Origin of the sequence: Liquorilactobacillus capillatus DSM 19910 (assembly GCF_001434915.1) — a bacterium.
Lineage (GTDB): Bacteria > Bacillota > Bacilli > Lactobacillales > Lactobacillaceae > Liquorilactobacillus > Liquorilactobacillus capillatus.
In genome coordinates this window covers 1-24,419 of sequence record NZ_AZEF01000012.1, presented here as the reverse complement: position 1 = coordinate 24,419, position 24,419 = coordinate 1, and the positions used below count along the sequence as shown (strand labels likewise).

The 24,419-nt window shown below is 37.3% G+C and carries 40 protein-coding genes; 4 read left to right on the top strand and 36 right to left on the bottom strand.

Annotated elements, in window-relative coordinates; translation table 11 throughout:
* Positions 1-2: 2 nt before the first annotated feature.
* The 14 genes from FC81_RS11035 to FC81_RS02915 form a co-directional block, all read right to left on the bottom strand.
* Entirely contained in the window at positions 3-155 is a 153-nt protein-coding gene (locus tag FC81_RS11035; protein WP_164477446.1) for a hypothetical protein, read from the bottom strand.
* 56 nt (positions 156-211) lie between these two features.
* Positions 212-700: a phage tail tube assembly chaperone gene (locus FC81_RS02975; RefSeq protein ID WP_057742863.1), complete on the bottom strand. Its 489-nt coding sequence runs from the start codon at positions 698-700 to the stop codon at positions 212-214.
* Positions 701-801: 101 nt separating this feature from the next.
* Entirely contained in the window at positions 802-1,497 is a 696-nt protein-coding gene (locus FC81_RS02970; RefSeq protein WP_083478729.1) for a phage tail protein, read from the bottom strand.
* Positions 1,498-1,499: 2 nt separating this feature from the next.
* Positions 1,500-1,886 carry a DUF806 family protein gene (locus FC81_RS02965; protein WP_057742861.1) on the bottom strand — a complete coding sequence of 129 codons (387 nt, stop codon included), beginning with the start codon at positions 1,884-1,886 and terminating at the stop codon, positions 1,500-1,502.
* Entirely contained in the window at positions 1,886-2,287 is a 402-nt protein-coding gene (locus tag FC81_RS02960; RefSeq protein WP_235804621.1) for an HK97-gp10 family putative phage morphogenesis protein, read from the bottom strand. Before FC81_RS02960 ends, FC81_RS02965 begins: the two co-directional genes overlap by 1 nt.
* A 1-nt stretch (position 2,288) precedes the next feature.
* Positions 2,289-2,642, bottom strand: coding sequence for a phage head closure protein (locus FC81_RS02955; RefSeq protein WP_057742887.1), 354 nt, complete (start codon positions 2,640-2,642; stop codon positions 2,289-2,291).
* Positions 2,635-2,949, bottom strand: a complete 315-nt coding sequence (locus FC81_RS02950) for a head-tail connector protein (RefSeq protein ID WP_057742860.1) — start codon at positions 2,947-2,949, stop codon at positions 2,635-2,637. The genes FC81_RS02955 and FC81_RS02950 overlap by 8 nt, the downstream gene beginning before the upstream one ends.
* Positions 2,950-3,063: 114 nt before the next feature.
* Positions 3,064-4,278, bottom strand: coding sequence for a phage major capsid protein (locus FC81_RS02945; RefSeq protein ID WP_057742858.1), 1,215 nt, complete (start codon positions 4,276-4,278; stop codon positions 3,064-3,066).
* A gap of 18 nt (positions 4,279-4,296) precedes the next feature.
* Positions 4,297-5,244 carry a head maturation protease, ClpP-related gene (locus tag FC81_RS11250; protein WP_083478728.1) on the bottom strand — a complete coding sequence of 316 codons (948 nt, stop codon included), beginning with the start codon at positions 5,242-5,244 and terminating at the stop codon, positions 4,297-4,299.
* Positions 5,222-6,418 carry a phage portal protein gene (locus FC81_RS02935; RefSeq protein WP_057742857.1) on the bottom strand — a complete coding sequence of 399 codons (1,197 nt, stop codon included), beginning with the start codon at positions 6,416-6,418 and terminating at the stop codon, positions 5,222-5,224. The genes FC81_RS11250 and FC81_RS02935 overlap by 23 nt, the downstream gene beginning before the upstream one ends.
* Positions 6,418-6,603, bottom strand: coding sequence for a DUF1056 family protein (locus FC81_RS02930; protein WP_057742855.1), 186 nt, complete (start codon positions 6,601-6,603; stop codon positions 6,418-6,420). Before FC81_RS02930 ends, FC81_RS02935 begins: the two co-directional genes overlap by 1 nt.
* A gap of 11 nt (positions 6,604-6,614) precedes the next feature.
* Positions 6,615-8,471, bottom strand: a complete 1,857-nt coding sequence (locus FC81_RS02925; protein WP_057742853.1) for a terminase large subunit — start codon at positions 8,469-8,471, stop codon at positions 6,615-6,617.
* Entirely contained in the window at positions 8,458-8,928 is a 471-nt protein-coding gene (locus FC81_RS02920) for a phage terminase small subunit P27 family (RefSeq protein ID WP_057742852.1), read from the bottom strand. The genes FC81_RS02925 and FC81_RS02920 overlap by 14 nt, the downstream gene beginning before the upstream one ends.
* A gap of 134 nt (positions 8,929-9,062) precedes the next feature.
* Positions 9,063-9,818 (bottom strand): HNH endonuclease, encoded by a 756-nt coding sequence (locus FC81_RS02915; RefSeq protein ID WP_057742850.1) that lies wholly within the window; start codon positions 9,816-9,818, stop codon positions 9,063-9,065.
* 100 nt (positions 9,819-9,918) lie between these two features.
* Between FC81_RS02915 and FC81_RS10725 the strand changes: the two genes are divergently transcribed.
* On the top strand, positions 9,919-10,056 hold the full coding sequence (locus tag FC81_RS10725; protein ID WP_083478727.1) for a ribbon-helix-helix domain-containing protein: 138 nt from the start codon (positions 9,919-9,921) through the stop codon (positions 10,054-10,056).
* Here FC81_RS10725 and FC81_RS02910 read toward each other — a convergent pair.
* The 22 genes from FC81_RS02910 to FC81_RS02825 form a co-directional block, all read right to left on the bottom strand.
* On the bottom strand, positions 10,053-10,580 hold the full coding sequence (locus FC81_RS02910; RefSeq protein WP_057742848.1) for an HNH endonuclease: 528 nt from the start codon (positions 10,578-10,580) through the stop codon (positions 10,053-10,055). The genes FC81_RS10725 and FC81_RS02910 overlap by 4 nt on opposite strands.
* Entirely contained in the window at positions 10,580-10,702 is a 123-nt protein-coding gene (locus FC81_RS11220; protein ID WP_268871904.1) for a hypothetical protein, read from the bottom strand. The genes FC81_RS02910 and FC81_RS11220 overlap by 1 nt, the downstream gene beginning before the upstream one ends.
* A gap of 462 nt (positions 10,703-11,164) precedes the next feature.
* Positions 11,165-11,605 carry an ArpU family phage packaging/lysis transcriptional regulator gene (locus FC81_RS02905; RefSeq protein ID WP_057742847.1) on the bottom strand — a complete coding sequence of 147 codons (441 nt, stop codon included), beginning with the start codon at positions 11,603-11,605 and terminating at the stop codon, positions 11,165-11,167.
* Positions 11,606-11,832: 227 nt separating this feature from the next.
* Positions 11,833-12,015, bottom strand: a complete 183-nt coding sequence (locus FC81_RS02900) for a hypothetical protein (RefSeq protein WP_057742846.1) — start codon at positions 12,013-12,015, stop codon at positions 11,833-11,835.
* Positions 12,008-12,574, bottom strand: coding sequence for a hypothetical protein (locus FC81_RS02895; RefSeq protein ID WP_057742844.1), 567 nt, complete (start codon positions 12,572-12,574; stop codon positions 12,008-12,010). The genes FC81_RS02900 and FC81_RS02895 overlap by 8 nt, the downstream gene beginning before the upstream one ends.
* The gene (locus FC81_RS02890) at positions 12,571-12,807 is read right to left on the bottom strand and encodes a hypothetical protein (protein ID WP_057742842.1); all 237 of its coding nucleotides are present in this window, start codon (positions 12,805-12,807) and stop codon (positions 12,571-12,573) included. Before FC81_RS02890 ends, FC81_RS02895 begins: the two co-directional genes overlap by 4 nt.
* A complete protein-coding gene (locus FC81_RS10860; RefSeq protein WP_157054682.1) occupies positions 12,804-12,992 on the bottom strand; it encodes a hypothetical protein in 189 nt (62 codons plus the stop codon). Before FC81_RS10860 ends, FC81_RS02890 begins: the two co-directional genes overlap by 4 nt.
* Entirely contained in the window at positions 12,931-13,440 is a 510-nt protein-coding gene (locus FC81_RS02885; protein WP_083478725.1) for a phage N-6-adenine-methyltransferase, read from the bottom strand. Before FC81_RS02885 ends, FC81_RS10860 begins: the two co-directional genes overlap by 62 nt.
* Before the next feature lie 107 nt (positions 13,441-13,547).
* Positions 13,548-14,405, bottom strand: a complete 858-nt coding sequence (locus FC81_RS02880) for an ATP-binding protein (RefSeq protein ID WP_057742841.1) — start codon at positions 14,403-14,405, stop codon at positions 13,548-13,550.
* Positions 14,406-14,417: 12 nt separating this feature from the next.
* Entirely contained in the window at positions 14,418-15,227 is an 810-nt protein-coding gene (locus FC81_RS02875) for a phage replisome organizer N-terminal domain-containing protein (RefSeq protein ID WP_057742840.1), read from the bottom strand.
* Between the two features lie 14 nt (positions 15,228-15,241).
* Positions 15,242-15,667, bottom strand: coding sequence for a single-stranded DNA-binding protein (locus FC81_RS02870; protein ID WP_057742838.1), 426 nt, complete (start codon positions 15,665-15,667; stop codon positions 15,242-15,244).
* Positions 15,664-16,347 carry a putative HNHc nuclease gene (locus FC81_RS02865; protein WP_057742836.1) on the bottom strand — a complete coding sequence of 228 codons (684 nt, stop codon included), beginning with the start codon at positions 16,345-16,347 and terminating at the stop codon, positions 15,664-15,666. Before FC81_RS02865 ends, FC81_RS02870 begins: the two co-directional genes overlap by 4 nt.
* The gene (locus FC81_RS02860; RefSeq protein ID WP_057742835.1) at positions 16,348-17,217 is read right to left on the bottom strand and encodes a PD-(D/E)XK nuclease-like domain-containing protein; all 870 of its coding nucleotides are present in this window, start codon (positions 17,215-17,217) and stop codon (positions 16,348-16,350) included. It abuts the gene before it with no gap.
* A complete protein-coding gene (bet, locus tag FC81_RS02855) occupies positions 17,150-17,965 on the bottom strand; it encodes a phage recombination protein Bet (protein WP_083478724.1) in 816 nt (271 codons plus the stop codon). Before bet ends, FC81_RS02860 begins: the two co-directional genes overlap by 68 nt.
* On the bottom strand, positions 17,965-18,246 hold the full coding sequence (locus FC81_RS02850; RefSeq protein WP_057742833.1) for a hypothetical protein: 282 nt from the start codon (positions 18,244-18,246) through the stop codon (positions 17,965-17,967). Before FC81_RS02850 ends, bet begins: the two co-directional genes overlap by 1 nt.
* Entirely contained in the window at positions 18,224-18,400 is a 177-nt protein-coding gene (locus tag FC81_RS10855; RefSeq protein ID WP_157054681.1) for a hypothetical protein, read from the bottom strand. The genes FC81_RS02850 and FC81_RS10855 overlap by 23 nt, the downstream gene beginning before the upstream one ends.
* A 12-nt stretch (positions 18,401-18,412) precedes the next feature.
* Positions 18,413-19,111, bottom strand: a complete 699-nt coding sequence (locus FC81_RS02845; protein WP_057742831.1) for a hypothetical protein — start codon at positions 19,109-19,111, stop codon at positions 18,413-18,415.
* Between the two features lie 177 nt (positions 19,112-19,288).
* Positions 19,289-19,612, bottom strand: a complete 324-nt coding sequence (locus FC81_RS02840; RefSeq protein WP_057742830.1) for a hypothetical protein — start codon at positions 19,610-19,612, stop codon at positions 19,289-19,291.
* A 194-nt stretch (positions 19,613-19,806) separates the two neighbouring features.
* Positions 19,807-19,971, bottom strand: a complete 165-nt coding sequence (locus FC81_RS10850; RefSeq protein WP_157054680.1) for a hypothetical protein — start codon at positions 19,969-19,971, stop codon at positions 19,807-19,809.
* Positions 19,968-20,285 (bottom strand): DUF771 domain-containing protein, encoded by a 318-nt coding sequence (locus FC81_RS02835; RefSeq protein ID WP_057742829.1) that lies wholly within the window; start codon positions 20,283-20,285, stop codon positions 19,968-19,970. Before FC81_RS02835 ends, FC81_RS10850 begins: the two co-directional genes overlap by 4 nt.
* Positions 20,286-20,404: 119 nt before the next feature.
* Positions 20,405-21,166 carry an antA/AntB antirepressor family protein gene (locus FC81_RS02830; RefSeq protein WP_057742827.1) on the bottom strand — a complete coding sequence of 254 codons (762 nt, stop codon included), beginning with the start codon at positions 21,164-21,166 and terminating at the stop codon, positions 20,405-20,407.
* A gap of 16 nt (positions 21,167-21,182) precedes the next feature.
* Positions 21,183-21,434, bottom strand: coding sequence for a helix-turn-helix transcriptional regulator (locus FC81_RS02825; RefSeq protein WP_057742826.1), 252 nt, complete (start codon positions 21,432-21,434; stop codon positions 21,183-21,185).
* A 144-nt stretch (positions 21,435-21,578) separates the two neighbouring features.
* Here FC81_RS02825 and FC81_RS02820 point away from each other — a divergent pair, with 144 nt between their 5' ends.
* The 3 genes from FC81_RS02820 (at position 21,579) to FC81_RS02810 (ending at position 24,360) form a co-directional block, all read left to right on the top strand.
* Entirely contained in the window at positions 21,579-22,235 is a 657-nt protein-coding gene (locus FC81_RS02820) for a LexA family protein (RefSeq protein ID WP_187327405.1), read from the top strand.
* 178 nt (positions 22,236-22,413) lie between these two features.
* Positions 22,414-23,130, top strand: a complete 717-nt coding sequence (locus tag FC81_RS02815) for a hypothetical protein (RefSeq protein ID WP_057742822.1) — start codon at positions 22,414-22,416, stop codon at positions 23,128-23,130.
* Between the two features lie 99 nt (positions 23,131-23,229).
* Positions 23,230-24,360 carry a tyrosine-type recombinase/integrase gene (locus tag FC81_RS02810; RefSeq protein WP_057742821.1) on the top strand — a complete coding sequence of 377 codons (1,131 nt, stop codon included), beginning with the start codon at positions 23,230-23,232 and terminating at the stop codon, positions 24,358-24,360.
* Positions 24,361-24,419 lie beyond the last annotated feature (59 nt).

Genomic DNA, 24,419 nt, shown 5'->3' with positions numbered 1-24,419 from the left:
TTTTAATCTCCACGTAGTTTGCGAAAAGCGTCATGAGCCGTTACAGGTCGTTTATCACGCGGCTTAGCCTTTAATATTTCTAGCAGTTCAAAGTAATCTTCTCTACCGACATCGCTCGGGAGTGCTCCTGAATCTACGAAAAGACGTTGCTTCAAGAAATTTATATCTTCGCATTCATTTTTTGAATCGAAAATGTATCTGCGAAGACGTGCTAATCTTTTTTTGGGTCTTTCTCTTTTTGAATAATTTCCTCTTTCTTCGCCAATGCTTCAATTTGCTTGTCAGAACTCCCCTTAATACGTGCTACAACATAACTTACATATTCCATCAACTGAGTGTAATCTGCTAAGTTCCTGTGTGCGCTTTTTACTTGTTCATCAGTCAGACCTAAAACATTTTTCAAAAAATTAAACGATGATTCTACTATTTCTTTTTCTTTGTCTAACTCTTTTTGCTGTTTTTCCAATTCCAACAACTGATCTTCCATTTTTTCAAGTTCAGTTTTTGTCGATTCGCTCTCATTTTCTGAATCCTCGGTCTCTTTCAAGCGTTCCTCTTCAACTTGTTGCCTTAGAGAATCAACGTTTGCCTGAACCATCATCCGCCCTATTTTAGAGCTTTCAATTTGAAGATCCACTGACGGTTTAATTTCAATAGGTTTTTTGATTCCAATTTGTGTAGCTTTGATTTTTATAGTCAAAATAAATTCCTCCAGTTTAGTAGCCGCCCTTGCGTACTGTGAATTTAGTAGGCGACTTTCACTTATCATTTAACGACAATGCGCTGATATTTTTTTAAATGTTAAGGATTCGTTGTACTTCCTGTTGTCGATCCAGTCGTACTGCCCGTTGTTGAACCAGTTTGGGTACCGTCTGGCAACCCAAATACTTCTTGCCGCATTAAATTCTCAGCAAAATTATCATCCGATTCAGCAAAAGTTTTGTACGGCCGCTGAACGCCCTTATCATCAATAAATGTCCCGTTTGGAATAGGTGTAAGTGCTTGGTAAGTCAAAGTTGTGTCTGCTTCCGTCTGATTGTTGTTATCAGTACCGTGATTGCGCCCAGGTTCAATAAGCTCACCATTCGCAAAACCCTCGTAAAGAAGTGTCCCGTCAAGGTCTTCTGAACAAAGCAGCATAGCAACGTGCGGCTTTTTACCAGACGAAAGAACGTACCCTGTTTTGCCGCTTTTTACATACCCTTTTAGCTTGTTAAGCAGTTTGCGTTGCATATCTAGCAAAATAAGCGCTACCTGTGGTTGTGGCATGCCGTGTGAGACCCTTTTTGCTTGATTGTTAGCCCACTTTATTTGCCCCGCTTCTTCAAGACCAGTGATATTAGCCTGCGTAGTACCTTCTCCATCACCATCAACTCTCACATATCCTTTAGCATCGACGCCTGCTTCTGCATCAAGAATCGCTTTTCCTAAATCATCAGTAATGGCAAATTCAGCCCATCGAATGCCATGGCTGGTTGTACCTGCTTCTTCTGGCATATTTAAATTCCTTCTTTCAAATTAAATTTTTTTGTAAAATAAAAGACCTTAGAAACTTGGCCAGTGTCTGGGTCTTTTGAATGATGCTTTGATTGATCAACCGACCAACCATCATTTTCGAAAATTCTCAAAAAAGTTATTTCAGCATCTTGTATATTTATTTTCGTACTTTCTGCATAGAATATTTGAACCTCTACTCCAATTTCCCATCCTTTAAATCTTGAATTGGCGTATCTGGTAGGCTCATTAACGTACTCACTAATAACGACGTCTGTCGTCGATGTATCATTGACAACACCTTCAGGAACAGAGCCTTGATAAACATTGTCGATCCAAGTTAATTTATTTCTTTCCACAAGCTTTCTAGCCTGCACAACAGGTAAGTCCATTAGTAGTCACCGCCAGTTAGCTCTTCATATTTTTTTCTCTGAGCTTCAAATATTTTTTCCTCTGACTCTCTGCGTGCATTGTCGACAAAATGGTCTCCCTTCATTTTCTTTGTACCATCGTTTAACCACTTTGCGACAAATGCTTTTTTACCGAAACCTACTGTACTACTACCGTCTTTTTCTCCGTCAATATTGTTTTTTTGATAAACGACATTATCAGCCAAATGCCCGTATTTCACATCATTATGTTTTGTATAATGCTTTTCTTTAGTGACCTCTTGCAAATGTTCAGCAAAGACTTTAGCACCTGCGCCAGTGATTTCAGATTTTTGTCCAGCATTAGGAATTAATTTTCCAGTTTGCTTAAAAAAAGACTGCATTTGCTCACCTAAACTAGGCACGTTATACTCCCTCCTTCTTTTTAGAGATTTTTATGGTCAAATAATCATATGCCATATAGTTATTTCCGTCGTTAGGGTTATATACTAATATGTCGTACACTTGTCCCTTGTATAACGCTTTAAGTTCAGTTGAAATCCTGTCATCATGCCTAACTATTAAATCTAGCGAGTCATTGAGGCTTGTTCCATACAGAGAATATTGCTGCATTCTTGATCTTTTCGATGGCTTGCACCACGTTTTGAAATCAGCAATAAATTTTATATCGTAATCTCCTATATTGTCGTTTAAAACTGATTTTACTGTTCCAAACTGAATGCGTTGATTAAAGTCGCTATACAAAAACTTCTTAGGCATTTTCATTCACGCTTTCTGATAATGCGTACATTCCCCTAAGTTGACCAATTATGCTATTTAAAGTTAAGTCTATTTCATATGACTGCACATCAACTATTGGAATGCGATACGTATAATACGCTCCTGCTAATGATAAGACGGCAATGTTAAAAAGTGGCTTTACTTTTTCATCGTTCCAGAATTTGTTATCATCTCCAACAGCGCCCTTTACGTATTGAGTCGCAGCTTCTAAATATCCCGAAATTACGGAGTCTTCATCACTACCATCAATTTTTAAAGACTCTTTTAGATCATCAAGTTGTGCCATAAGCACGCTCCTTTAAAAACCGCCAAAGCTATGCGCTCTTATTGTCTATTTCGTGGGCGATTGTACTATGTCTGTTTGAATCGAAGCTTAAAATTTGCCTCTCAACACATAGATTTAGCCGTTATTTGCTGCTGCACTAGCTGTAAAGTTAGCTTTTTGATCGGCAACGGACGAGAAAGACCCAGCGGCAAAAGCCCCCTCATCAACTGATTCGACATCAAATCGATCAATAACACGAATCCACGTTTGGTCCTTTTGAAATGATGTTCCACCTTCAGTGGTTTGTGCTAAACTCATATTTTCACGATCGAATAATGTAACTCCTTCTTTGAAACTTCCAAAATAAAGGGGATGAACATTATTTGCTGTGTCCGGAAGCCAGTTATCAGAAACAACCACAACTTGCTTATCATTAATAACTTTTGGCACACTTCCTTGTGGATCACGCTGAATCAGGTAATTTCCCATAGCATCTTTTACTTTTTTAATCGTTACCCACCCAGATTGATTAGTCAAAAAGACGCCAATATTTGAAATGGCCGGATCAAGTGCACCATCGGACAAGTCAATAATGTCATCCCATTTAGCAATAGTAGGTTTCTTTGGAGCTGTATTTAAAACTAAAATAATCTTTTTATTGCGTGTCACAACAACTTTTTTAGCAATCCATGTTACTATCCAATTTATGATATTTTCATCAGAGTCTTTGAGAAGTGTATTAGTGATTTTATTGATGCCAGCATATCTCTTGATTTCATAAGAAACTGGTTTAAGCTTTGGTTCATCATTATCACCAATATCAGCGTCTTCGTCATCAAGCTCCACAAGCTCATTCATAGTTGAAAAAACTTCAACATTTCGTGTACCTTTTTCTACAGATGTTTTTTCAACATTTACTAGTGATTGAAGTTGATCATATTGTCTAATCAATGTGTTGATCCGAGTTTGAATGTCTGGAGGAATTGTCAATCCTGCCCCTGAGGTTGAAGAAGTATCGCTTGAGGTTGAAACAAGATTCAAGTGTTTTACTTTTCCTCTCAACAAGTCTCGAATCCCTTTTGCAAAAGCTTTATGACCATTCTTGTCTGATACAACAGTTACCTTGTTATCATCGCCAATGTTTGTTTCAGCCTCAGCACGTGCTTGGTCAAGTTGGCCTTTTAGTGCATCACGGTGTGCCATTTCATTGTCTCGATCATTCTTTAAATTTTCGAATGTCTTTTTGTCAAAAGAGTCATCCAAAACAGCAGCATTCAATTTAGCATTAAGATCTGCTACTTTTTGTCCTGATGCAATCCATGCATCGTTAATCTGATTTACGTTGAACATTTACATGTCCCCCTTTTATTATTTTTTTCCAAATAAAATAGCCAGTTTGCTTTTTTTTAGAGAATTAGCATGCTGACTATTAGTTTCGTTTTCTATTGGATCTGGTTCAGTTAGTTCATCTTCCGTAACCCATTTATGATCCAAAACCTCTGGTGAACCGTCTGTCGGCTGATAATCAATCATATAAGTGTTGCCGTTATACGCATGTTTAACAGTTCCAACGGCACCCTCCATGCCAGGCATATGATCTGCTAAGACTTTAACGGTTGACCCTTCGGCATAAAGCGGATTGATTGCTTGGTTTAAATTATTATCTCCATCATCATCTGCATCAGACTCCATGTTATTATGCTTAATGAATAAGTTCATAAACTTATTAATAGCTTTTTTCGAGGGTATATGTGAAATAGCATTGACCGGTTGCAACTGATTTTCATTAGCAAACATAATTTCATCAGCAAAGCCTTTATCAACTGCATCTTTAGCCGTTAGCCATGTTTCATTTGACATAAGTTGTAATAAATCGGATTGTTTCATACCGGTTTTTGCTTCATATGCCGACGCAATTGACTGATCAATTCCGTTCAGAACATTTGCCTCATGATTCAAATCATCGGAATTACCAGCTTGCTGTGACCAAGCTTTATGGATCATGATTTGAGCGGTTGGGGAAATATTAACTTTATCGCCGGCCATTGCAATCACACTAGCTGCAGAAGCTGCTAATCCTTGAATGTTAACTGTAACATTTCCTTGAACCCCTTTAAGCATCGTGTAAATTTCGCTGGCTGCAAAAACATCTCCACCATTAGAAGCAATATCGACTTCAACATCTGAACTAGGATCATCACTGTTTAAAGCATCTGCAACCCCAGAGGGGGAAACAGCTGGCATTCCAAAAAATTGGTAAAATGCAGCTGTTTTATCATCAACTACATCCCCTTTAATCATTACTTTCTTCGGCATTATTATCACCTCCCTTCGATTGGTTTCCAATCACTAACTGTTGAACGGGATTTTTTTTAGCTTCGGGCATGTCATTAGGAAAATATCCTACTTGCTGTAATACCCATGTTGCTTGATTAGAGCCAATAGTTCCATCTTTAGCAAGGCCTGAAAGAGTAGTAGCAAATGAGTCTCCCAGTGGATCAACTGCTGGCCTAATATCAGCACTAATGTTGGCTGAAAGTTTATCGTTAAGTTCACTTAAGATGGAACGCATGTACCTATTAAGAGCAGTCACATAAAACTTACTTGTCATTTCCAAACTAGACTGTTGATCTCCGCTTCCATTCAAATAACTATCTGGTACGCCGTAAACCTTAGCAATTTGTGTTGATGTCCAATTAACTTGGTTCAATAGTGCAGCAACATTAGATTTGATTTCGAGTGGAGTATAATCCTCCAAATCATCAATTACGATTGGCCCATTATTTGAATTGTTAACTTGCTGCATAAATTGTTTTGATCGAGCAGATTTTTGCTTTGCATCAAGCAATCCGCCTTTATTAACTTTCAAAACACCTGGTGAAATAATAGATTGTGCAAGCGCAGCGAGTGTCAATTTATCAGATGAATTTTTGATATTCATTTCATTTGCTAAAGCCGACAAAGGACTCATTCCAGTCATTCCACCGTTTTTACTCATTAATCTAATATGAATTATGTCAGACTGTGGTATTGCTTGAATGACTCCTATTTGTGGTTCATCAAACGAAACATTGTAAATTAAGCCTGACCCATCTTCTAACAAAAAAGGGCTAACCTGCGACGGCCTTAAATATTCCCACCTCAAATCAATTCCATTTAAATTTCTCCACCGATAAGCAAAAGCTTCGCCACCTATTAAAAGCTGAGCATACATAGACTGCCAAAACGAATGTGTATTAGACGTTACGCTAGGTTTATCTAATATGCCTTGTGATCGTGTTTTGTCTGCCTTTAACTTTATTGTTGCTAAATCTCCAGAAAGCTGCATCACAATTGAATAAACATCAGAGTTCTGTAGAGCTTCACTCGCACTTACATATTTGCTTGGTGTACCTGGACTTAAAAAATTGATAATGTCTGGATCGCTAAACGGAATACTTTGCTGTCCCACTTCTAAACTATCAAAAACTTTAGGCTTGAAAATAGGCATTAATTACCACCTCCTTTCCCACCGGAGATTAGTTCTGAACCAAATCCCCAGGCAAGAAATAAAAAGGCAACTGATAACCAACGTAAATCTGTAAATACTGCATAAACAACTGCAAAAGTCATTAAAATGAAGCATATTACGTCAAAATAATGCCAAATTAACGCCAATATTGACTTAAAAATCATTCAATCACCTCCTAATCATCTGATAATCCCGAACTTGGACTATTAAACCAATCAACAACCTGTTGCTCTGTCATTAACTCAACTTGTTTAGATTTGTCGTTAGCAATCCCAAAGTCTTCAAAATGATACATTCCTTGGAATAAAGCATCTATAATTGCATCGACAACATCAATCTTTAATGTTGCAGTGGCTTTATCAACTTGAATGCCAATTTTATCTTCCACAATTTGCGCATTTATCAATGCCTTTTCCATAATTTTGTCGTCAAGCCTCGTTATCGTTCCTTCAACAAAACCTTTTTGTAAGAATTTGGTTGGATCTTTTAATTCACTAGTTCTTTGTCTGATAGCTTCAAGCGGCCAACTAGTATTAATTTCCATTTGTTTAATAGCACTAGTTGCTCCCCAAGCGTCATATCCAAAGAAAACAACTTGTAAATCATTCTCCTCAACGTAATCCAAAAGCCATCTATAGACCTGTTCATCATTTATTAGTCCCTGTGGATGGCTTGTTATTGTACAGAACCCTTTACGCTCCATTTCACGATAATTTATACCATCTTGTTTTTCTTTAGCCTCTATTGAACCGGCCTTTTGCCAAGGAATAAATGAATGTTGCTGAATGTGCCACTTGTTCTCATAAGGATAGACAAAAGCTATAGCCGTATTATCAGAAAACATTGAATAATCAAAGCCTATATAGACTTGTTTACCTTTGATATCAAAGCTATGAATAATCGCTCTTTCAATATCTGATAACTTCAAAAAACTATTTGTTGACTCTTGCAACCAAATATTCAGATTCTTATTTTGAAAATCAGTTACATTGCCTGAAAGCATATCGCTGTCCCTTTTATCTAGTAGGCCTTGCATTAATACTTTCTTTTCGCTTTTTAAATAAAGTAGCGGATTCGATTTGACCCACATTTCAGGTTTAAACGTTTCTTCAAGCGAATCTTGTGCCCATATTAGTCCTAAATAAGTATCAGCTTCTCTATTCCAATCTTGTTCCATCGCTTGTTGAATCATTTTTTGATCATCATGAAACGGTACACTTGGATCAGGATATGACGTCGATATTTGAATAAACTGTCTATTAGGCACTTTAACTTGTCCTGAAATAATCTTAGAGATTTTATCACGTGATTTTATTTCGCCAATTTCATCAAAAACAGCTGTAGTAAAATGAAAAGAGTCATATTGCCCCGATTCATGGCTAATTGCTCGAAGAATATTATTAGTTTTTTTCATGATTATCTGGTCATTTTGAATAGCCAATCCCACTTCATCCGCAAAACTTTTAAAAGGTTCATCCTCAATAATTTTTCGCATCATGTTTTTGATATATCCAAAAAGTTTGTTAGTTTGTTTGAAATTAATGCTTGCAACCAAATAATCTTGGTTAGATAGTCCTAATGATTCAATAAAGTACGAATAGCACATTAAAATTGCCATTAAGTAAGTCTTTCCTTGCCCACGAGCAACTGACACAATCCCACGGCTGAACCTCTTACCACCATCAGCGTTTCTCCACCCAAAAAGCATACAAAAAATGAACTGTTGCCAGTCCATAAGTTTAGTTGGTTCTCCAGTATCTACATTAGGCGCTATCGAAGCAAATTTAAGAAGGTTTTCAGCATCTCTAATTGAGTAATGATATTTAAAATCAGTATTGCTTTCTCTCTGCAAATCTCTCAAATGTCTAAACGCTGCTAACTGAACTAGATATCCAACTTCAACTTTTTTGTTTAGAACGTCAAAAGCATATCTAGTCCCATAGTCTTTATACCGTTTTTCAATATTCGAAAAATCGATTTGCTTATAAACTCCAAAAGCATCATGTGATTGTGTTAAATCAATTTTCTTCATGACTTCCTCCAAAGAACTCCCTCATGCCATCAGTAACAGATTTTTTATTTTGGCTCTTAACAAGCTTAAGTAATTCTGCTCTAGATTTGGGCGATAATCCCAATTCTGATCCAATTGATGACATCATATTGATAGAATCTTTCATTGTGGCAAGAGCAGGATTCTTTTTATACCCAGTAAAATATTTTCCAATAACTTTGCCCGTCATGTCTTGAAGTGGTTTAAAAGTTTTGGTTTGAATTCCATCTTTTTTAACACTCTCATATGCTTTTCGATAAATTCCATACTGAGAGCAATACAATTCAACGAGTGAACTGTCAATCCGTTGTACCTTACCTGTACTTTCTAAAAAAGGTACAACTTTGCGCCAACACTCTTTAGCCAGTGCACTCAATTGCTTTGGAGGGTCCTTTGATAGATGCCCACCGTTTTGCTTATAATAAACATTTTTGACCATCTAAAAAATATTCCCTCCATTCTGGTCACCCCCCCCCTAGCTAAAAATTCAAAATTTCAACTTTTTTGTAAGACGATGGCAATGTGTGGCTCTTCCTACTTTGAAAATAGGCGGGGGATAAAAATTTCAAGGGCTCATGCTCCCAATATTTTAATTCCTTTTTCAACATTGCAGTTTCGACAAGCGAGTTTAACATTCTCCCAAGTATTTGTTCCGCCTTTGCATATTGGAATTACATGCTCAATAGTTGGTGCATCTGTTCTATTATAGTCCTCTGTCAGTGCAAGATGCTTACCACACAGATAGCACTTTCCTTTGTCTCTAATGTAAAGCCGTTGCAATGATATTGCTTCATACTTCCCATTTGCTTTGGCTCGCTCATAGCGTTTGCTTTTGCGTGCACTCTTGTCATGGTTTTCTTTTGCCTTCCTGCATTCAGTTGAGCAATAGCATCTACACATTGAATGAGCAAGGAAAACATTGCCACACAATCTGCAAGGTATGTAAATATCAATAGTAAAATGTTTGTTCATTAGGCTATCGTATTTTTCCCTATCACTGTTTATTACGCACATAGATGCTGAGTGACTGCACACAGAACAATGCCATTTCTTTTTTCTAATTGCACTGACATAAGCATAAAACTTAATGCCTGTTTGTTTGCACATAAGCAATACTCGATAATTAAAATGATTGTCGTTGGCCTTGAACCCACTGATATATTCAACGCCAGGATGCAATAGCGATATTTTATTGGCGAATGCTTGTTCACGCTGCATAGCGTTTCTTTTATATCTAAGCGTACTTGCACAGCTTTTGGAACAAGTCTTTGTTTTCCTGTGATCCGTTTTAAATTCTTTGCCACAGATTGTACATTTTTTAATATACATAATGCAACACCCTACTTAACTTATATTGTATAGTACCATTATATAACTTGAATATTGATAATGCAATACTCGTATTGTATAATAAGCTCGAGGTGGTTATATGAAAAAAAGAATGACATTTACTCTTGACGAAGAACTACTAAAAGAGTTAAAGGAATTATCGGACAGAACTATGATTCCTCAGTCAAGACTTGTTGAAAAAGCAATAAAGAATATCATTAAAGAGTATGACAACTAGTCATGCTCTTTTCTATTCATCATCAATACAATCCTATTAATATCTGTGATAGGTTCTACATCTTTCAACGTATTCCCATCACCAGTCCCGTAATACTTCCGTTCCCAATCAGTCTTCTTATGATGGCATTGTCTACATATCACAGCCAGATTGTTGATGTCTGCTTTGCTATTAGGCCGTGCTTCCACAGGTACAACATGGTCCACTGTTTTACTATTAGGTGTAAGCTTGCTGATTGCTCTACAGTATTGACATAAATAATGGTCACGATCCAAAACTTGTTGTCTTAGATGTGACCATTGTCTTGTCCTATAAAAATTGTATTGCTCGCGTTTCGTTTCACTGCGATTACGTGTGACTGTGTTGTACTTGTGTGACTGTGCTTTGCTCTTATTGCTGTTCGTCCACTTCTGTCGGCTAGCAACATATTCTGCTTCATGTTCAAAGTGTTCACTGCAATAATGATTAGGAAACTCGACCATAGCATGACATGATGGGTAGCGGCATCGTCTTACTCTAGGCATTATAAACCGCCAACTGTCCAGCCATCTAGGAAAGTTGACGGCTTATAACTGAGTAGCCCACGTTTCATGTCTTCTTCAATTCTTTTGCGATCCTCATTTAATTTCTTACGGTCTTCGTCCATACCTATCAGCTCCTTTTTACGCACAAAAATAGCAGCCGTTAAGCTGCTGAATAAAATATATGTAAGACGGTCTCGACAACCGCCAGCCTATAACGTAGCCACCCGAACTAGAATTCCGACGGATATAAGATACCGTCTATGCAGTGAGTGAGTATTGCTCTCACGTCAGCTCTTTGCTGTCACTGCTCCGCTAGTATCACGACTAGCACGCCAAATGCCCCGAAAGGAGAAAATCTGTGTACATTTAAGTAATCATACGCACGATTACATGCCATAATATACTTAACAACGAGATCCGGAATCGAACCGGCATCAACTTACCAACAAGTATCTCGCTACTCAAAATCATCAAATTAAAATATAAAGTGGAGGCTCGCTTAGTGTACCCTCATACACTTTCGAACAATACCATTTTATAACATTGAACAATCATTGTTCTTTCATAATTCACTCAACATTCAATCAATTATCACTCATTTTGCTAAAAACTAGTAATTTTCCATGTCTGAAAGCTTCCGCGAATTTAACCAAAGTTTCTTTTAGATTACGATAGAATGTCGCCTCGGACCAACCGTATTTTGGATAGATCATATAGTCCGAAAGTCTATTCTTCCTAAGGTATTTGTCATAAATAAGCTTGCGCTCTTCCGGATTAAGAGTGTTAAAAGCACTATGAATATCAATTAACGTCTGCAATGCTTCATCTTGCATAATCAGTGCTGTATCCTGCGGTATTCTGATTAAGTTAGTCTGTGAGTTCATTTCTAAAGAGTATGTTGTCGTTACTTTAGGCTCGTATCTAGTGCCAGCTACCCTTAGTAAACGTCGATACTGAGAAAGGAGCTCATTTACATCATTTTTAGTTTTCTCTTTATCAAGATTAGCAAATAATTCTATCTCCACACCATTCCACCCCTTTATGCTAAAATTATCTTGTTGGGCGCTTACCTTTGATGGTAGGTGTTTTTTATTAGTTCAAGCATCACATACACCTCAATCTTTAAAAAAGCTGTAAAGAGTCGCACCCGTAAACAAAATGAATAACACTATTCCAACGCCATTCGCTACCCAGAAAAGCCAAGGCACGCCAATTTCATTGCAAAACTTATAAAAGAAATATATGTCCATCTTTATTTCACCTCGCCCTTAGTTAACCGCTTAACTACTTCATTAAGTACTGACACCTGTGTGCTATAAGTGGCGTATTGCATGATATTACCTGCCGACCTTTCAACTTTTGCTTTCAGCGACAAGTCATATATTCTTTGCTGCAAATATTTAAGCATTGTTTCGCTACTTGTTAACTTATTCATTCTTGCTCTCCTTTGCAGCTACAAACCATTTAGCTTGTAAGCCTTGAATACCGAGTTGCTTTTCTGCTTCTTTGACTTGATTGAGAGTAAATTCAGTTTTACGACCGGTACCATCCAGCAAAGTTGCTATTAAAAAAACATTTGAATGACCTAGTTGCAAGTATTGTCGTCCTATTTTGATTTCGCGTTTCTCTGGCTCAACAACTTCAATAAACGAAGGATCAGCCCACACACGAGCAAACTGGCATTGATGGAGATTGTCAATTTCTGTTAGATTATTATGAAAAAGCCAACAATCTAACGCGCCTGTAGCTTCATCTAACGCACTAATTAGGCTGAGAGATCGTTCTAGCTCATCAAACTCTTCTTTCATTTCAGGCGTAAACTTGATTTTTTCTGGCTTTGATTGAAAGTCCTCAAGCTTGCCTAAAATGTCACTCTCAGCAATCCAACTATTACCATCAGGTTTTTCGTTGACATCGTACGGAAATTCATCATCATTCTTGTCAATGTATTTTATTTTAACTACTACCTTGTCTTTAGCTTTGTACTTACTCATTTGCTTTCACGTCTCCTAACTTCTGCTCTAAAAATTTGAATAGCTCGCATTATTTCATCGTTCGTCAGTGGCTCGCCTTGATACCTTTTATAAAGCTTGTGTGCAAACTCATCTAAAAAAGTCCAACGTTCACCATCAACATTAACTAACTTGAAAACCAGCGAATTAACGGTTAGTGTGTAGCCCCTATTTTCCATTGAGTCGCAAAGTTTTTTTACTAGTAGATTGCTCATTCTGCTTCCTCCCAAAATTTAAAAACGTCTATTCCACGGAACAATGGTAACGTGCTGATATATTGCAACTTTTTACGCGTTACTTCTGTCGCACTATATTCATTCCACTCCCACTCTGCCGTATCATCGTTGAAATGCAGATACTTGTGAAATTGTGGAATGTAGACTACTTCGGCTTCCACCATGTGTCTTACCTCCTTCATAAGTAACGAGAGCTGATGGAAATGGAGCAGCGTCTTTTGAAACGCCATTTAATTCAAATTTTAATCTACCTCGTAAAAATATAATTTCAGCTTTTCCAAAAATGTAATCATGCCAATAACTTGTATCAGTTCTGGCTGGAATCAGCATTACAAGTTGTTGACCCAAACTCAATCTTGTTTCAGCTGCTTTCTTTACCCATTTTTTAAGTTCTCTGCCATATGGTGGATTAAGAAATAAATTTCCTTCACATTTAGACCAGTCTTGTTTGAGAGAATCATCATGTTTTGTATAATATTTAGAGCACTTAGCATTACGATTACTTGCCGCTAGATCCCAATTAAAATTATGTTGTTTATTCAACATTTCAAAAAACTGATTAGGTGTTTCCCAACTGTTCTTTTTTGTTGAAAACATCAAATCGTTATTCATCTTTCACACTCTCCAAATCCTAAATATGCCCAGTCGCCCTCATCTATTTTTTGATCAACTATCTTCAATGCTCCTGCGATTAATTCGTCTGTTTTGTCTTTCATGTTCTAACCTCTATGGTCCGTGATGCCGTTGAATGAGAATGAGTTACCTACACCATGCATTTTCATTCTGCTGAGTGCACGGTCACCATACTTGTCAGGCAAGTCTTGACCGCTTAAATTCGTTGTAATAATCATATTTTTGTTTTCTGTTGATCTTAGAAGTGTGTCAATTACGCTTAAAGTAAAATCACTATCACGCTCAGCTCCTAAATCATCAATTATGACTAAATCACAGCTTTTAGTTGCCTCAACGCTGGTATCAACTCTTTTTCTGACGTCTGAATTATTTATTCCAAGTTGCAGCTGAGACATCAATTCTGGAAAATCTATAAAAACAACTTTCAACTTTCTAGTTTTATTATCTCCATTTTTGTCAGTATAATAATTCAAGTATTTTTTGCGTTTAAGATAGTCGTACATGATTCCTGTTGCTAAATGTGTTTTTCCCGATCCAGAAGATCCAAGCAAAATAGCATGTACTTTTTCACCGCTAGCCATTTTTTTAGCTATCTCTTTAGCATATTCAAGCGCCTGACGCTCTTTAGGCACTCTCGTGATGTAATTATCGAACTTGTTATCAAAAACGCTGAACGTGCTTAATATTGAATTGCTATTAAGATATTTATAAGCATCATTCATATAAGCGCTGATAGTTAAGTCTTGCCCACTCATAGTCCTTCTTTTGGCATCTTTTAATGGTTCTCTGTACCCACAATCCATGCAGGCACCTGGTATCTTTTCACCTTTTTTATTAAATGCCTTTGGTCGATAAAGATTAGCGCCACATTCAGGACATTTAACTCCAAAGGTTTCAAAGACTATCTTTTTCGCAGCTTCAATTCCCTCTGCTACACTCTCCATCACTTATCCCTCCTAAAACGGAACTTCATAGCTGTTTCTATCTTTTTCGCCAGCAAACTTGTTGTATCTTTTCTTTTGATCAGGAGTTAAATCGTATTCATCATTCCAACGTTCCTGATTAAACCAAGTGCCACCTTGTGCAATAAACTTCTTTTCAGTGTCTTTAACCTCAATGTATTTCTTATAAGCAACAATGCCATCTTGTATCTGTTTGTTAGTAACACCTTTTTTAATAACTCTTTTATAAGCATTAAAAGCATCTTTCTTGCGCTCTTTTTTTGGATAGAGTGACCAAAGCTTATCGAAATTGTCGCTCAAAGTGGTTTTCTTTGGCGGAGAGGGTTTATCTTTTCTCTTATCTCTAATCTCTAAACTCTTATCTCTAATCTCTGGTGTACGTTTGTTGTACATTTGTACATCATCAATTTTTTTAACATTATTTAACTTGTTGCGATAAGCTTTAATCCTATCTGCCTCAGTGCTTGACTTGCCTATAAACAACTGAATGTCATTCATAAAAACTGTGCCGTTTTCTAATACCGTTATAAGCCCTAGAGATTTAAATTTTTCTATCGCGTCCTTAACTTCACTAACACTGTGATTAGTTACTGTTGCAAGCATCTCCGGACTGTATGGTATAACTCCTCTGAATAGCAGTTCGCCCTCATTTTGAAGACTTTTGAGGTACATTTTTAGTAAAATATCCGAATAAATATACCCTTCATTTTTGCCACTGCTAAAGCTTTGTAACATCTTTAATTCATCACTTTCAAAGAAATTATCTTTGAGTTTCAAGTAATAATATTTTTTGTTATCCGCCATGTTTTCACCTCAAATCAGAACGGCAAATCTGAATCAGATATATCAACCTGACCGCTGCCACTTGCAAACGGATCTGCACTATTATTTCGTTGTTTTGAACTACTGTTCCTTTGCTCATTATTCGAACCACGGCTATCCAACAAGTCAAAGTGGTCAATGACTACATCAGTCGTATAAACCGTTTGCCCATTCTTTTCGTATGATCCAGTGCGAATATTGCCACTTACTCCGATTTGTGATCCTTTGTATGTGTAGTTAGCTAGATTTTCGGCACTCTTACTCCAAACTTGGCACCGTATAAAGTCAGCCTCTTGCTCGCCGCTTTGATTTTTGAATGGTCGATTAACTGCCAAAGTGAAACTTGCTACTGCTTTGCCACTATTTGTGTAGCGTAAATCGGGATCTCTGGTTAGACGACCAACTAAATTAACTGAATTCATTTTATTTTCTCCTCGTCTATTTCATTCATTCGCTTACGCGTCATCACGTTTAGCCTGATTAAATCTTCTTCACTCAACTTGACTGGCTTGATATGATATTTCTCACAAAAACTCATAACGCCTAGTTTGTGCTGCTCAGTGTGATGTACTCGGCACAAGCTCATAAAGTAAAACTTGCGGTGATCCACCATGCTACGCTTACGATTCCCAACTGCCTGATAATGAGCTATATCAGCATGAGCACCACAGATTACACATTGCCGTTGTCTGATTGCTAACATTTGTTTAGGAAAATAATTAGGTATTGAATCCCATGTTTTCGTTTTGAATGGAATGTCTTCTTGAAACAAGAAATCTAATATTTCCAGAATCATATAGTTAGCAACTGTTACAGAACAATCAGACAAACTAAACGGTTTGACACCTAAATCAATGTGAGTCTTAAATTTAAAGATTTTTTCCCATTCATCTGGAACATCACCAGTGTGTTGACACAAATCATGTATCAGCGCCCATATTTTTTTACGTTGGTCTGGCGTTATTCTTCGACTGTCGGGCACTGACAATTCAACTGTTGGTTTCTGGCCATCCGCTAGCCTATTTACCTTGGAAACATCTAAAACATTGTCTAACACAATCTGAACGGTATTTCCGTTAATGCTAGATATTTTGCCAAACATCTATTCCACCTCAATTGCACTTGCACTAACAAAATCCGTTAAGTGTTTAACTGAGCGACAATAATCACACTTGCCACACATTGTCGGTTTTTCCTCTCCATTCAGAACAGCCAACATGTGATGTTCTTTTTCTTTCAGTTCGGTCATTGCATAACTCAATTCAGCAACATCATCACCACTAGTAAATTTGATTGCCATCTTATCTGGTGTGGCTTGTTTTGACACCGCAAAGATAAATGGAGTGCAATCAACGCCAAAAGTTTGTTTTATCAATTCTTTGTATAATGTAATCTGTGTGAAATATCCGTAAGCCTGCACAAAGTTTTGCCATTGCCGATATTCTGGATTCCAAATCTTTTTATGAATATCTGCGGTCGTTTTCAAATCACAGAAGTATCTTTTTTCAAGGTTCAATGAGTCAATTTTGCCTTTCCACTTCACACCATCAATTTCGCCAGTGACGATTTTTTCTTTTTCCCCTGGCATGTATGCTTTCTGGAAAAGTGGTTCTTCTTCAAGAGTTGCAATCATTTTGTCAGCAAGCTCATAATCCTTTTTGATTCCTTTTTCTTGCTTCCCGTACTTGTATATCTGTTTAGCATGTTCATTGCAGAAACTATCGTGCGATTCTCGGCTTTCAAAGTATGAATGGACATAATTGCCTACCAACAATGCTTTAATGTCTGTATCGGGCTTATATTCATTTTTAAGACGTGCTATTGTTTCAGCTTCGCACTTTTTAAACTCGCTATATAAGCTTTTTGAAAGATAGTGCCATGAGGCATCATCGGAGTAATAATTGTCAGACGTTAGGTTGAATGGTTGCCCCTTTGAAGAGGCTTGTTTGCTCTTCGCTATTGCTGTCGCCATCTTTTTCAGCCTCCTTGCTGTTTACTTCTTCAAAAGTAGTTTCTTGTTCTTCATATTGTTCTGACTCTTTTGGCTCTCCTTCTTTTTCAGCAGGTTCATTTTTAGGCTTAATATCTTTAACTAAATCATCAACAACACTTTCTGCTTTGTCGTCGACTGGCTCAGATTCTTTCACAGCCTCATTTGGATTTTTGTCGTCTTCTGTATACATTCCACCAAGTGTCTCAGGAAAGGCTTCACGCAAAGCATTAACGATTGCCGTTTTGCGAATCATTGTTGCTGGCATTGACTTCCACGTTGATTGTTGCTTACTAAATTCTTCCATGCTGATTTCGATGTGATGCGGTTCATCACGATCTTTCCGATTCACCTCAGCCCACGCGCCAAGAATTTTGTCAGTCGGAAGTTTGAATGCGCCTTTGGTGTATTTGACATCACTATTTCGTAAAACGATAAGCCCTGCTTTTACTCCGTTATAAGCTGGGTGTGATTCAGCACGTTTCATAAACGCCTCTTTAGAAGTAATGATTTGTGCTGGCTTGTTGCCAAATTTGATTAGATATGCCTCATTCAAGAAAGGATTCAAATGCTGATACTCGCACAATTTGATAAACATAAATGCTTCTTGAGAAGTAATGTTTCCATTCCCTGATGTTAAAAAGTCTCTTACTGTACTTGGCTTTAGTTTTACTTCCTCATTACCAGCTAAATAAACAACTTCATTCTTTTCTGCCACTTCGTTTGCCATTACAGCTCCACCTCCACGTATTCTATTTCTGCCGAATTCATAACATTTTTGACTTCTTCAATGTCCATGTCTTCAACGATTTCAGCGATATACGTTGGCAAATCATCATCAATCACTGCTTCACACTCACCGCTAATCTCGAAAAAATAGTACTTCCGATTGGAAATGATCTTATTGCCCTTGTAATCAAGCTGTGGGCGATCACATGGTGCAAACAGGTGTTGCTGTTCCTCATACGCCTGGATAGCTTTGTGTCGGTCAATCGCTTGTGCTGGTAACATTAGTCACACCTCCGAACGCTAATTCGCTATATTCCTGCTCAGCTTTGTCTAGGTCAGCGTAGGCTTTCTCTAGCACTAGCTCGTTGCTTACCCACAACTGACCGATGAAAAATTTCATTGCTTTAACACGTTGGTACGCTTCTTTTACTGTCATGGTTACTCCTCCTTAATAATTCGGCTCTGGTTCTTCCTGCACTTCAACATCTTCCTCTGCATCTGTTTCATCAATTTCAATCCTTACTTGATTAGCTTCAATATTTCTCAACCAAAACTCAAATTCATCAACCATACGTAGGCTCGGACTACCTTCTCTTAGCCAAACCGTGTTGTTGAAATTGAATATTTCAAATTCGCGATCCAATGAATCGTCTTTCTCACAAGTGAGCTTAACTTTAGATGAAGTATCACAGCTTTCAATTTCCATATTCACAACTCCGCCATCAAATGAAGGACCATCATCAAATTCAACTTCTAGTTCTGATGTATCAATATTCTCTTCAACAAATTTCAGATACCTACCAAAAATTTCAGATGTTTTAACTTTTTCCGGCGGCTCGAAAGTAGCCCAATCTTTGAATCTTTTGAGCGTGTTATTATTTTCAGCGGACGCTTGCTTGATAACCTGTCTAACAAGCAACTCAAGTGATACTACGCTTTGCGAGTAATCAGTATTCTTCATTTGCTTCAAGAGACCACTACGTAAATTTTTATCAATGATTTCTTTAACTGGTGATTGATAGCTAGTAAACAAATCTTCAATCACATCATCAGTCGCTTTTTTTACAGCATTTTCAATTTTTTTAGTGACCTCTTGGCTAGCTAAGTAGTTGCTCATACTCGAAAGTATTTTATTTTCTAAAGTCATTTACTTGTCCTCTTTCCTGTTGTCATATCCAACACTTCTTTTACCTCGTCAGCAGTTAATCCGTAATGCTTTGCGAGTACCTCGAACGCTTGTTTTAGTTCCATGATTAATTACCTCCGTTGTGTTAAAATTAGTTAGTTAATATTTTTTATGGAGTCCATTGCCGTGGGCTCTTTTTTATGCTGGTATAAGATTGCCATCTTCATCAACACCCAACGTTTCTGCATCGGACAGGTATTTTTCATATGCGTTAGCAAACATTAAAACTAGCTTGATCTGTTGCTGTGGTGTGATTTGTGGTTCGACAAAATTAATAGTTCCAATTTCAATTCCTTCGTCGTCCCAAACTCCGATGAATGTCGGGCGATATTCTTCGCCAGCTTCATCAACTGCTTTTTTACTTTCACCCAGTTGGACAAACCACTTTGAATCAGTTGTATCAATGAACCCTAAACTCTCGCCGTACTTGATAGCCTCAGCAAAGTAATCCTTAAACTTCATTTTTCTTCCTCCTTATTTTTGACTTTTGTCAGTATCGGATTGACCACATATTGAATCAGCAACGCCAGTATCAATATCACGACTACGACCAACCATGCAGCCATCACTTATCACCCCTTTCACTTTGATACGCCCACTTGCTCAACACAGCGCCGACCATGAAACACACTGTGCAGAATGCGAGCAGTGCTAAATCATAGCCGATTGACACGGTCATAAGCCCCGCTATCTTGACGAACATCATGCCGATCAGAAATCCCACTGCCATTTTTTTCATCTTTGCTACCTCCAATCAAAATCAGTGTTACTGCCACGCCTACGAAGGCACCCCAGGCAAAAACGATTGCTGTGTATGTCATAACTCACTGCTCCAATCTATTTCATGAGCATGTTTCTCAATCCATTCACAAGCTTCTTTTGCAATGAACTGATAGCTACTTCTACCCCCGTAGTAATATCTGCACCAGCCACCATTTCTCACGTCAATTTCATCCCTATATGGTTCAAGAATATTTTTGACAATCCACGCTTGACCCTTACTGCATCCACACCGCTCGTTGAATGTCTCCATGTCCCACCAGACTGTTAGACTGTCCAGATAATCACCTACGTATTTGTCGACCATCTCTTTCAAATAGCCAGTCAATACTTTCTCATTCAAAAGAGCTTCCATGTGATCATTCCTTTCTATGCTTATTCATCATGCGTAAGGGGTAACGATTCGTTCCTCCCTAGGTCTGCGTAAAATATCGCAGGGCCTATATAAAAGGGGGTGGCGATTCGCCCTAACCTCTAATATTGGTCTTTCCAAACACCGTATTTAATTGCAAACTCTTTAACAATAGCCATGTAAATCTCAATCAGCTTTTTATCTTGAGAGATAACGTCAACACGGTTTACTTTGCTGAGTTTCGTTTTAGACGCTCCTTCAAGCGCCATTCTACGTTTCAAGTTTGTCAACCGAATATTCAGGCTCACTCCTCCACGTCTATCAACATCTGCGTATATATCAGTTCGTATAGTTCTGTGTGCGTCGCCTGTATTCCCTTGCTGACGTGCAATTTTATTGATCAAATGATTAGTTTCGTTCTTCCAATCTTTTGTTGATACAGCTACAATTTCAGAAATGCTGTCGACTTTTGAATCTAACTGCTTAGTTGCTAGCTCATTCTTAGCAAGAGCTTTAAACAATCCGTTAAACATCTGCAATTCCGGGCTGAGATTGGTTGTATCAAGTTGGCTCTGCTTATACTTGTTTTCAATAGATATAAAATATTTACGAGCCTGCTTGCCTTTTTCATTCCGTTGAAGCATTGAAATCTCTTTAGCCATGTCAATTGTCATAGCATGGTCAACCGTTGGGCGCCCTCCGAAAGGTTTTTCCGATTTTTCGGATAAACTTGTAAAATCAACGTTTTCAGCAAATCCATACTCAGACATCCTTTCAAACCATTGAGTATATTTTTCTCTTACTTCTAAGAACTTGTGCAAATCACGCCCACTTACTAAAATATTTCCGTTGTTGTCACGATGCGTTGGTATTAGTTCTTTCATTTTTAAAACTTCCTTTCTATTCCTTAACTAACTGTCTTTTTCTCAAGTTACGAATAAACTCGTTTCTATTTCCAAAAAAAATCATGTCAGCAGGTATCTTATATATAGAAGCTATCTTGTTTGCTTCTGGAATCGACAAGTTAGTGCTATCTTTTTCCCAAGCTGAAATGGTTTGTGGGTGTACCCCCATAAGTTTTGCTGCATCAATTTGTGAATACCCAGCATTCCTACGTGCTGCTTCCAAGGTAATTTTATTTTTGATATTCATATGTTTCACTTCCTTTCTACGGTTATAACTATAAACGAGTTTACTCGTTGTGTCAACGATTAAATTCGTTATTTTTTATATTTTTATATTGTTTTTATCGAATAAAGTCGTTATAATTGTAAATATAGAAAAGAGATGATTATATTGCCTAGAAACAAACTTTCACCATTGGAAATCGAGATCAGGAAAACTATTTCTGACAACCTTAAATTCTATAGTAGAGGAATGACCCAAAAGGAACTATCTGAAAAAACAGGAATACCAGTTTCAACGTTATCTGGATACTTTGCCAAAAGATCTACACCTAATATAGGTACTATAGAAAAACTTTCAGAAGCTTTGAACGTTAACAAGAGTGATATTGACCCTAGATTGGTCAAAGGTTCTATGCCTAATAATGTAATACCTATAACGAAAATTACAAAAATACCATTATTAGGAACAATCGCTTGCGGTGATCCTATCCTAGCCGAAGAAAACATAGAGGAGTATATAAGTGAGCCTGCAGACGATTTACCATCTGGCAAATTATTTTATTTAAAAGCCAAGGGCAACTCAATGAAACCAACAATACCTAATGGTTCAAAAGTATTAATACGTTTACAAGAAGATGTTGAAGATAGTGAAATAGCTGCAGTTTTAATGACTGAGGACAATGAAGCTACGCTTAAAAGAATAAAGCGTGTCAACGGCACTATGTTTTTAATGCCTGACAATCCAGAATTTGACCCTATCATTGCTGATAAGAACCATCCGGCTAGGATATTAGGCAAAGCAATAAGATATACGAGTGATTTATAGGCAAATAAAAAAGCCCTAGCAAGGACTGACAATCATAACTAGGACTTAACATTTTCGTATCTGAGTAAAATATAACATAACTCAGATACACGTACATAATGATTTATATTTTTTATTAACAAATACTTAGTCCAAATCCTGAAGACATTAAAAGCTGACAAACAAGGAGGCCAACAAAATGGCAAAGAAAACTATTAAGGGCGAAGATGGTAAGCAATATGAGGTTAAGGAGAAAAAGCCCTTCTATAAGCGTGTGTGGTTTTGGCTAGTTGTAGCTGTTGTTGTAATTATTGGGTTTAGTCAGATAGGAAATTCAAACAATGATACGAGTTCTTCTGCAGCATCTGGTAAAGCTACAGCACACAAAACAACAAAAGCAGAAAAAGGTGAGTCTTCTGCATCAGCAGATAATGGTTCAAAGAAAATAACGATTTCATATCAAGATTACGACGTTGCTAATTCAAAAGCCTATTCAACTAATTTTTCAGATTCTAATTGGGCAGGAACATCTGTTAAAGTCGACAAAGTAACGGTGTACAAATTAGCCAAAGACTACAAATACAAATCAGCTAACGATGGTACATTTCAAGTAAATGGCTTTGTAAGAATCCATTTCACAATATCTCCTACTAGAGATATTAGTATCTATCCAACACAAGGAACAGCTATATATAGTAATGGTGAGCAACATGAAGCTGATTCTGACGAATCGTGGGACGGCGAAATTTCAAAAGGGGCTAACAAATCTGGAGACGTAACGATACCGGTTAAATCTCTCAGCAGTGTTTCGTCATTAAAGACTATCCGCTATAAATTCGATGCAAATTATGATACAGATGATTACGAAGATGAAAATTCTAGCCATACTTATGATTTCACTTTAAACTTAAATTAATAAAAAACACATCCCCCACCGACCAAAGTTAAGGATGTGCTGCTGTAATAAATTATGGGGCAATTATGCCCTATTTCATTATAAAGGAGGAAAAATAGTATGGCAAGAATAATCAAGGTTAGCAAGGGCAACTATGCAGCTCGTATTTCTTGGAGGGAGAATGGCAAGCTTAGGCAAAAATATAAATCTGGTTTCAGACTGCAACGTGATGCCACTAAGTTTGCTACTGATTTCGAAAATAAAATAAACCAAGGAATCGCAGTAACGAAAAATATACCCTTTTCTGATTATTTTGACGAATGGTATAAAACGTATAAGCAGCCTAAAATAACTAACGTAACTCTCAGCCGCTACAAAATAATATCAAAAGTGATTAAAAAATATTTTAAGAACACAAAGCTAGGCAGTATAACGCGCCCTACTTACCAAAAATTCATTACTTTTTATGGTTCAAATCATGCGAAAGATACTGTGCAGAAACTCAATTCAATTGTCAGAGCGTGTGTTAGATCAGCAATATTTGATAATCTGTTAGCGAAAGATTTTACTCAGAATGTTGAGCTGAGTTGGAATAAAGATAAGCAAGTAAAAGTTGAGTATCTCAGTATTGCTGAAATAAATAAACTGGTATCAGCGCTCAAAAGTGGACGTCAAAAGCATTTCACTTCACGATATATGATATTAACAGCAATCTACACTGGCATGCGTCTAGGCGAAATTATGGCACTCACTTGGAATGATATTAATTTCACGTGGAAAACAATAGATATCAATAAGGCTTGGGACTACACCAACGGTGGTGGATTCAAGGAAACAAAAAACGACAGTTCTAAACGTATTATCAAAGTGAATGATTCTCTTTTGGATTTGCTGAAAGAACTAAAAAGCGACTCAAAGATGGTATTTGAAAATCAATATAAAACTATTCCAAGCTCAAGTGCGGTAAACAAAACGCTTAGACAGATAATGAAGCAAAGTGGCATTCAGAAAAAAGGATTTCACTTTCACAGTTTAAGGCATAGTCATGTTGCATATCTGCTAGCGAATAATGTCGACCTATATTTAATAAGCAAAAGGTTGGGACATTCCGATATGTCTACAACATCAAAAGTTTATGCCTATTTGATAGAAGAACATAAAGCGAAATTGGATCAACAAATTGAAAATTCATTAGATAAAATTGACCAAAAAAATAAGCCAGCTGCAAAAGCTAGCAATTTGATGCAATAATGTTGCAATGGCAACCGTCAAACCCTATCAACACTAGGTATTAATATGCCGGCTGCAGG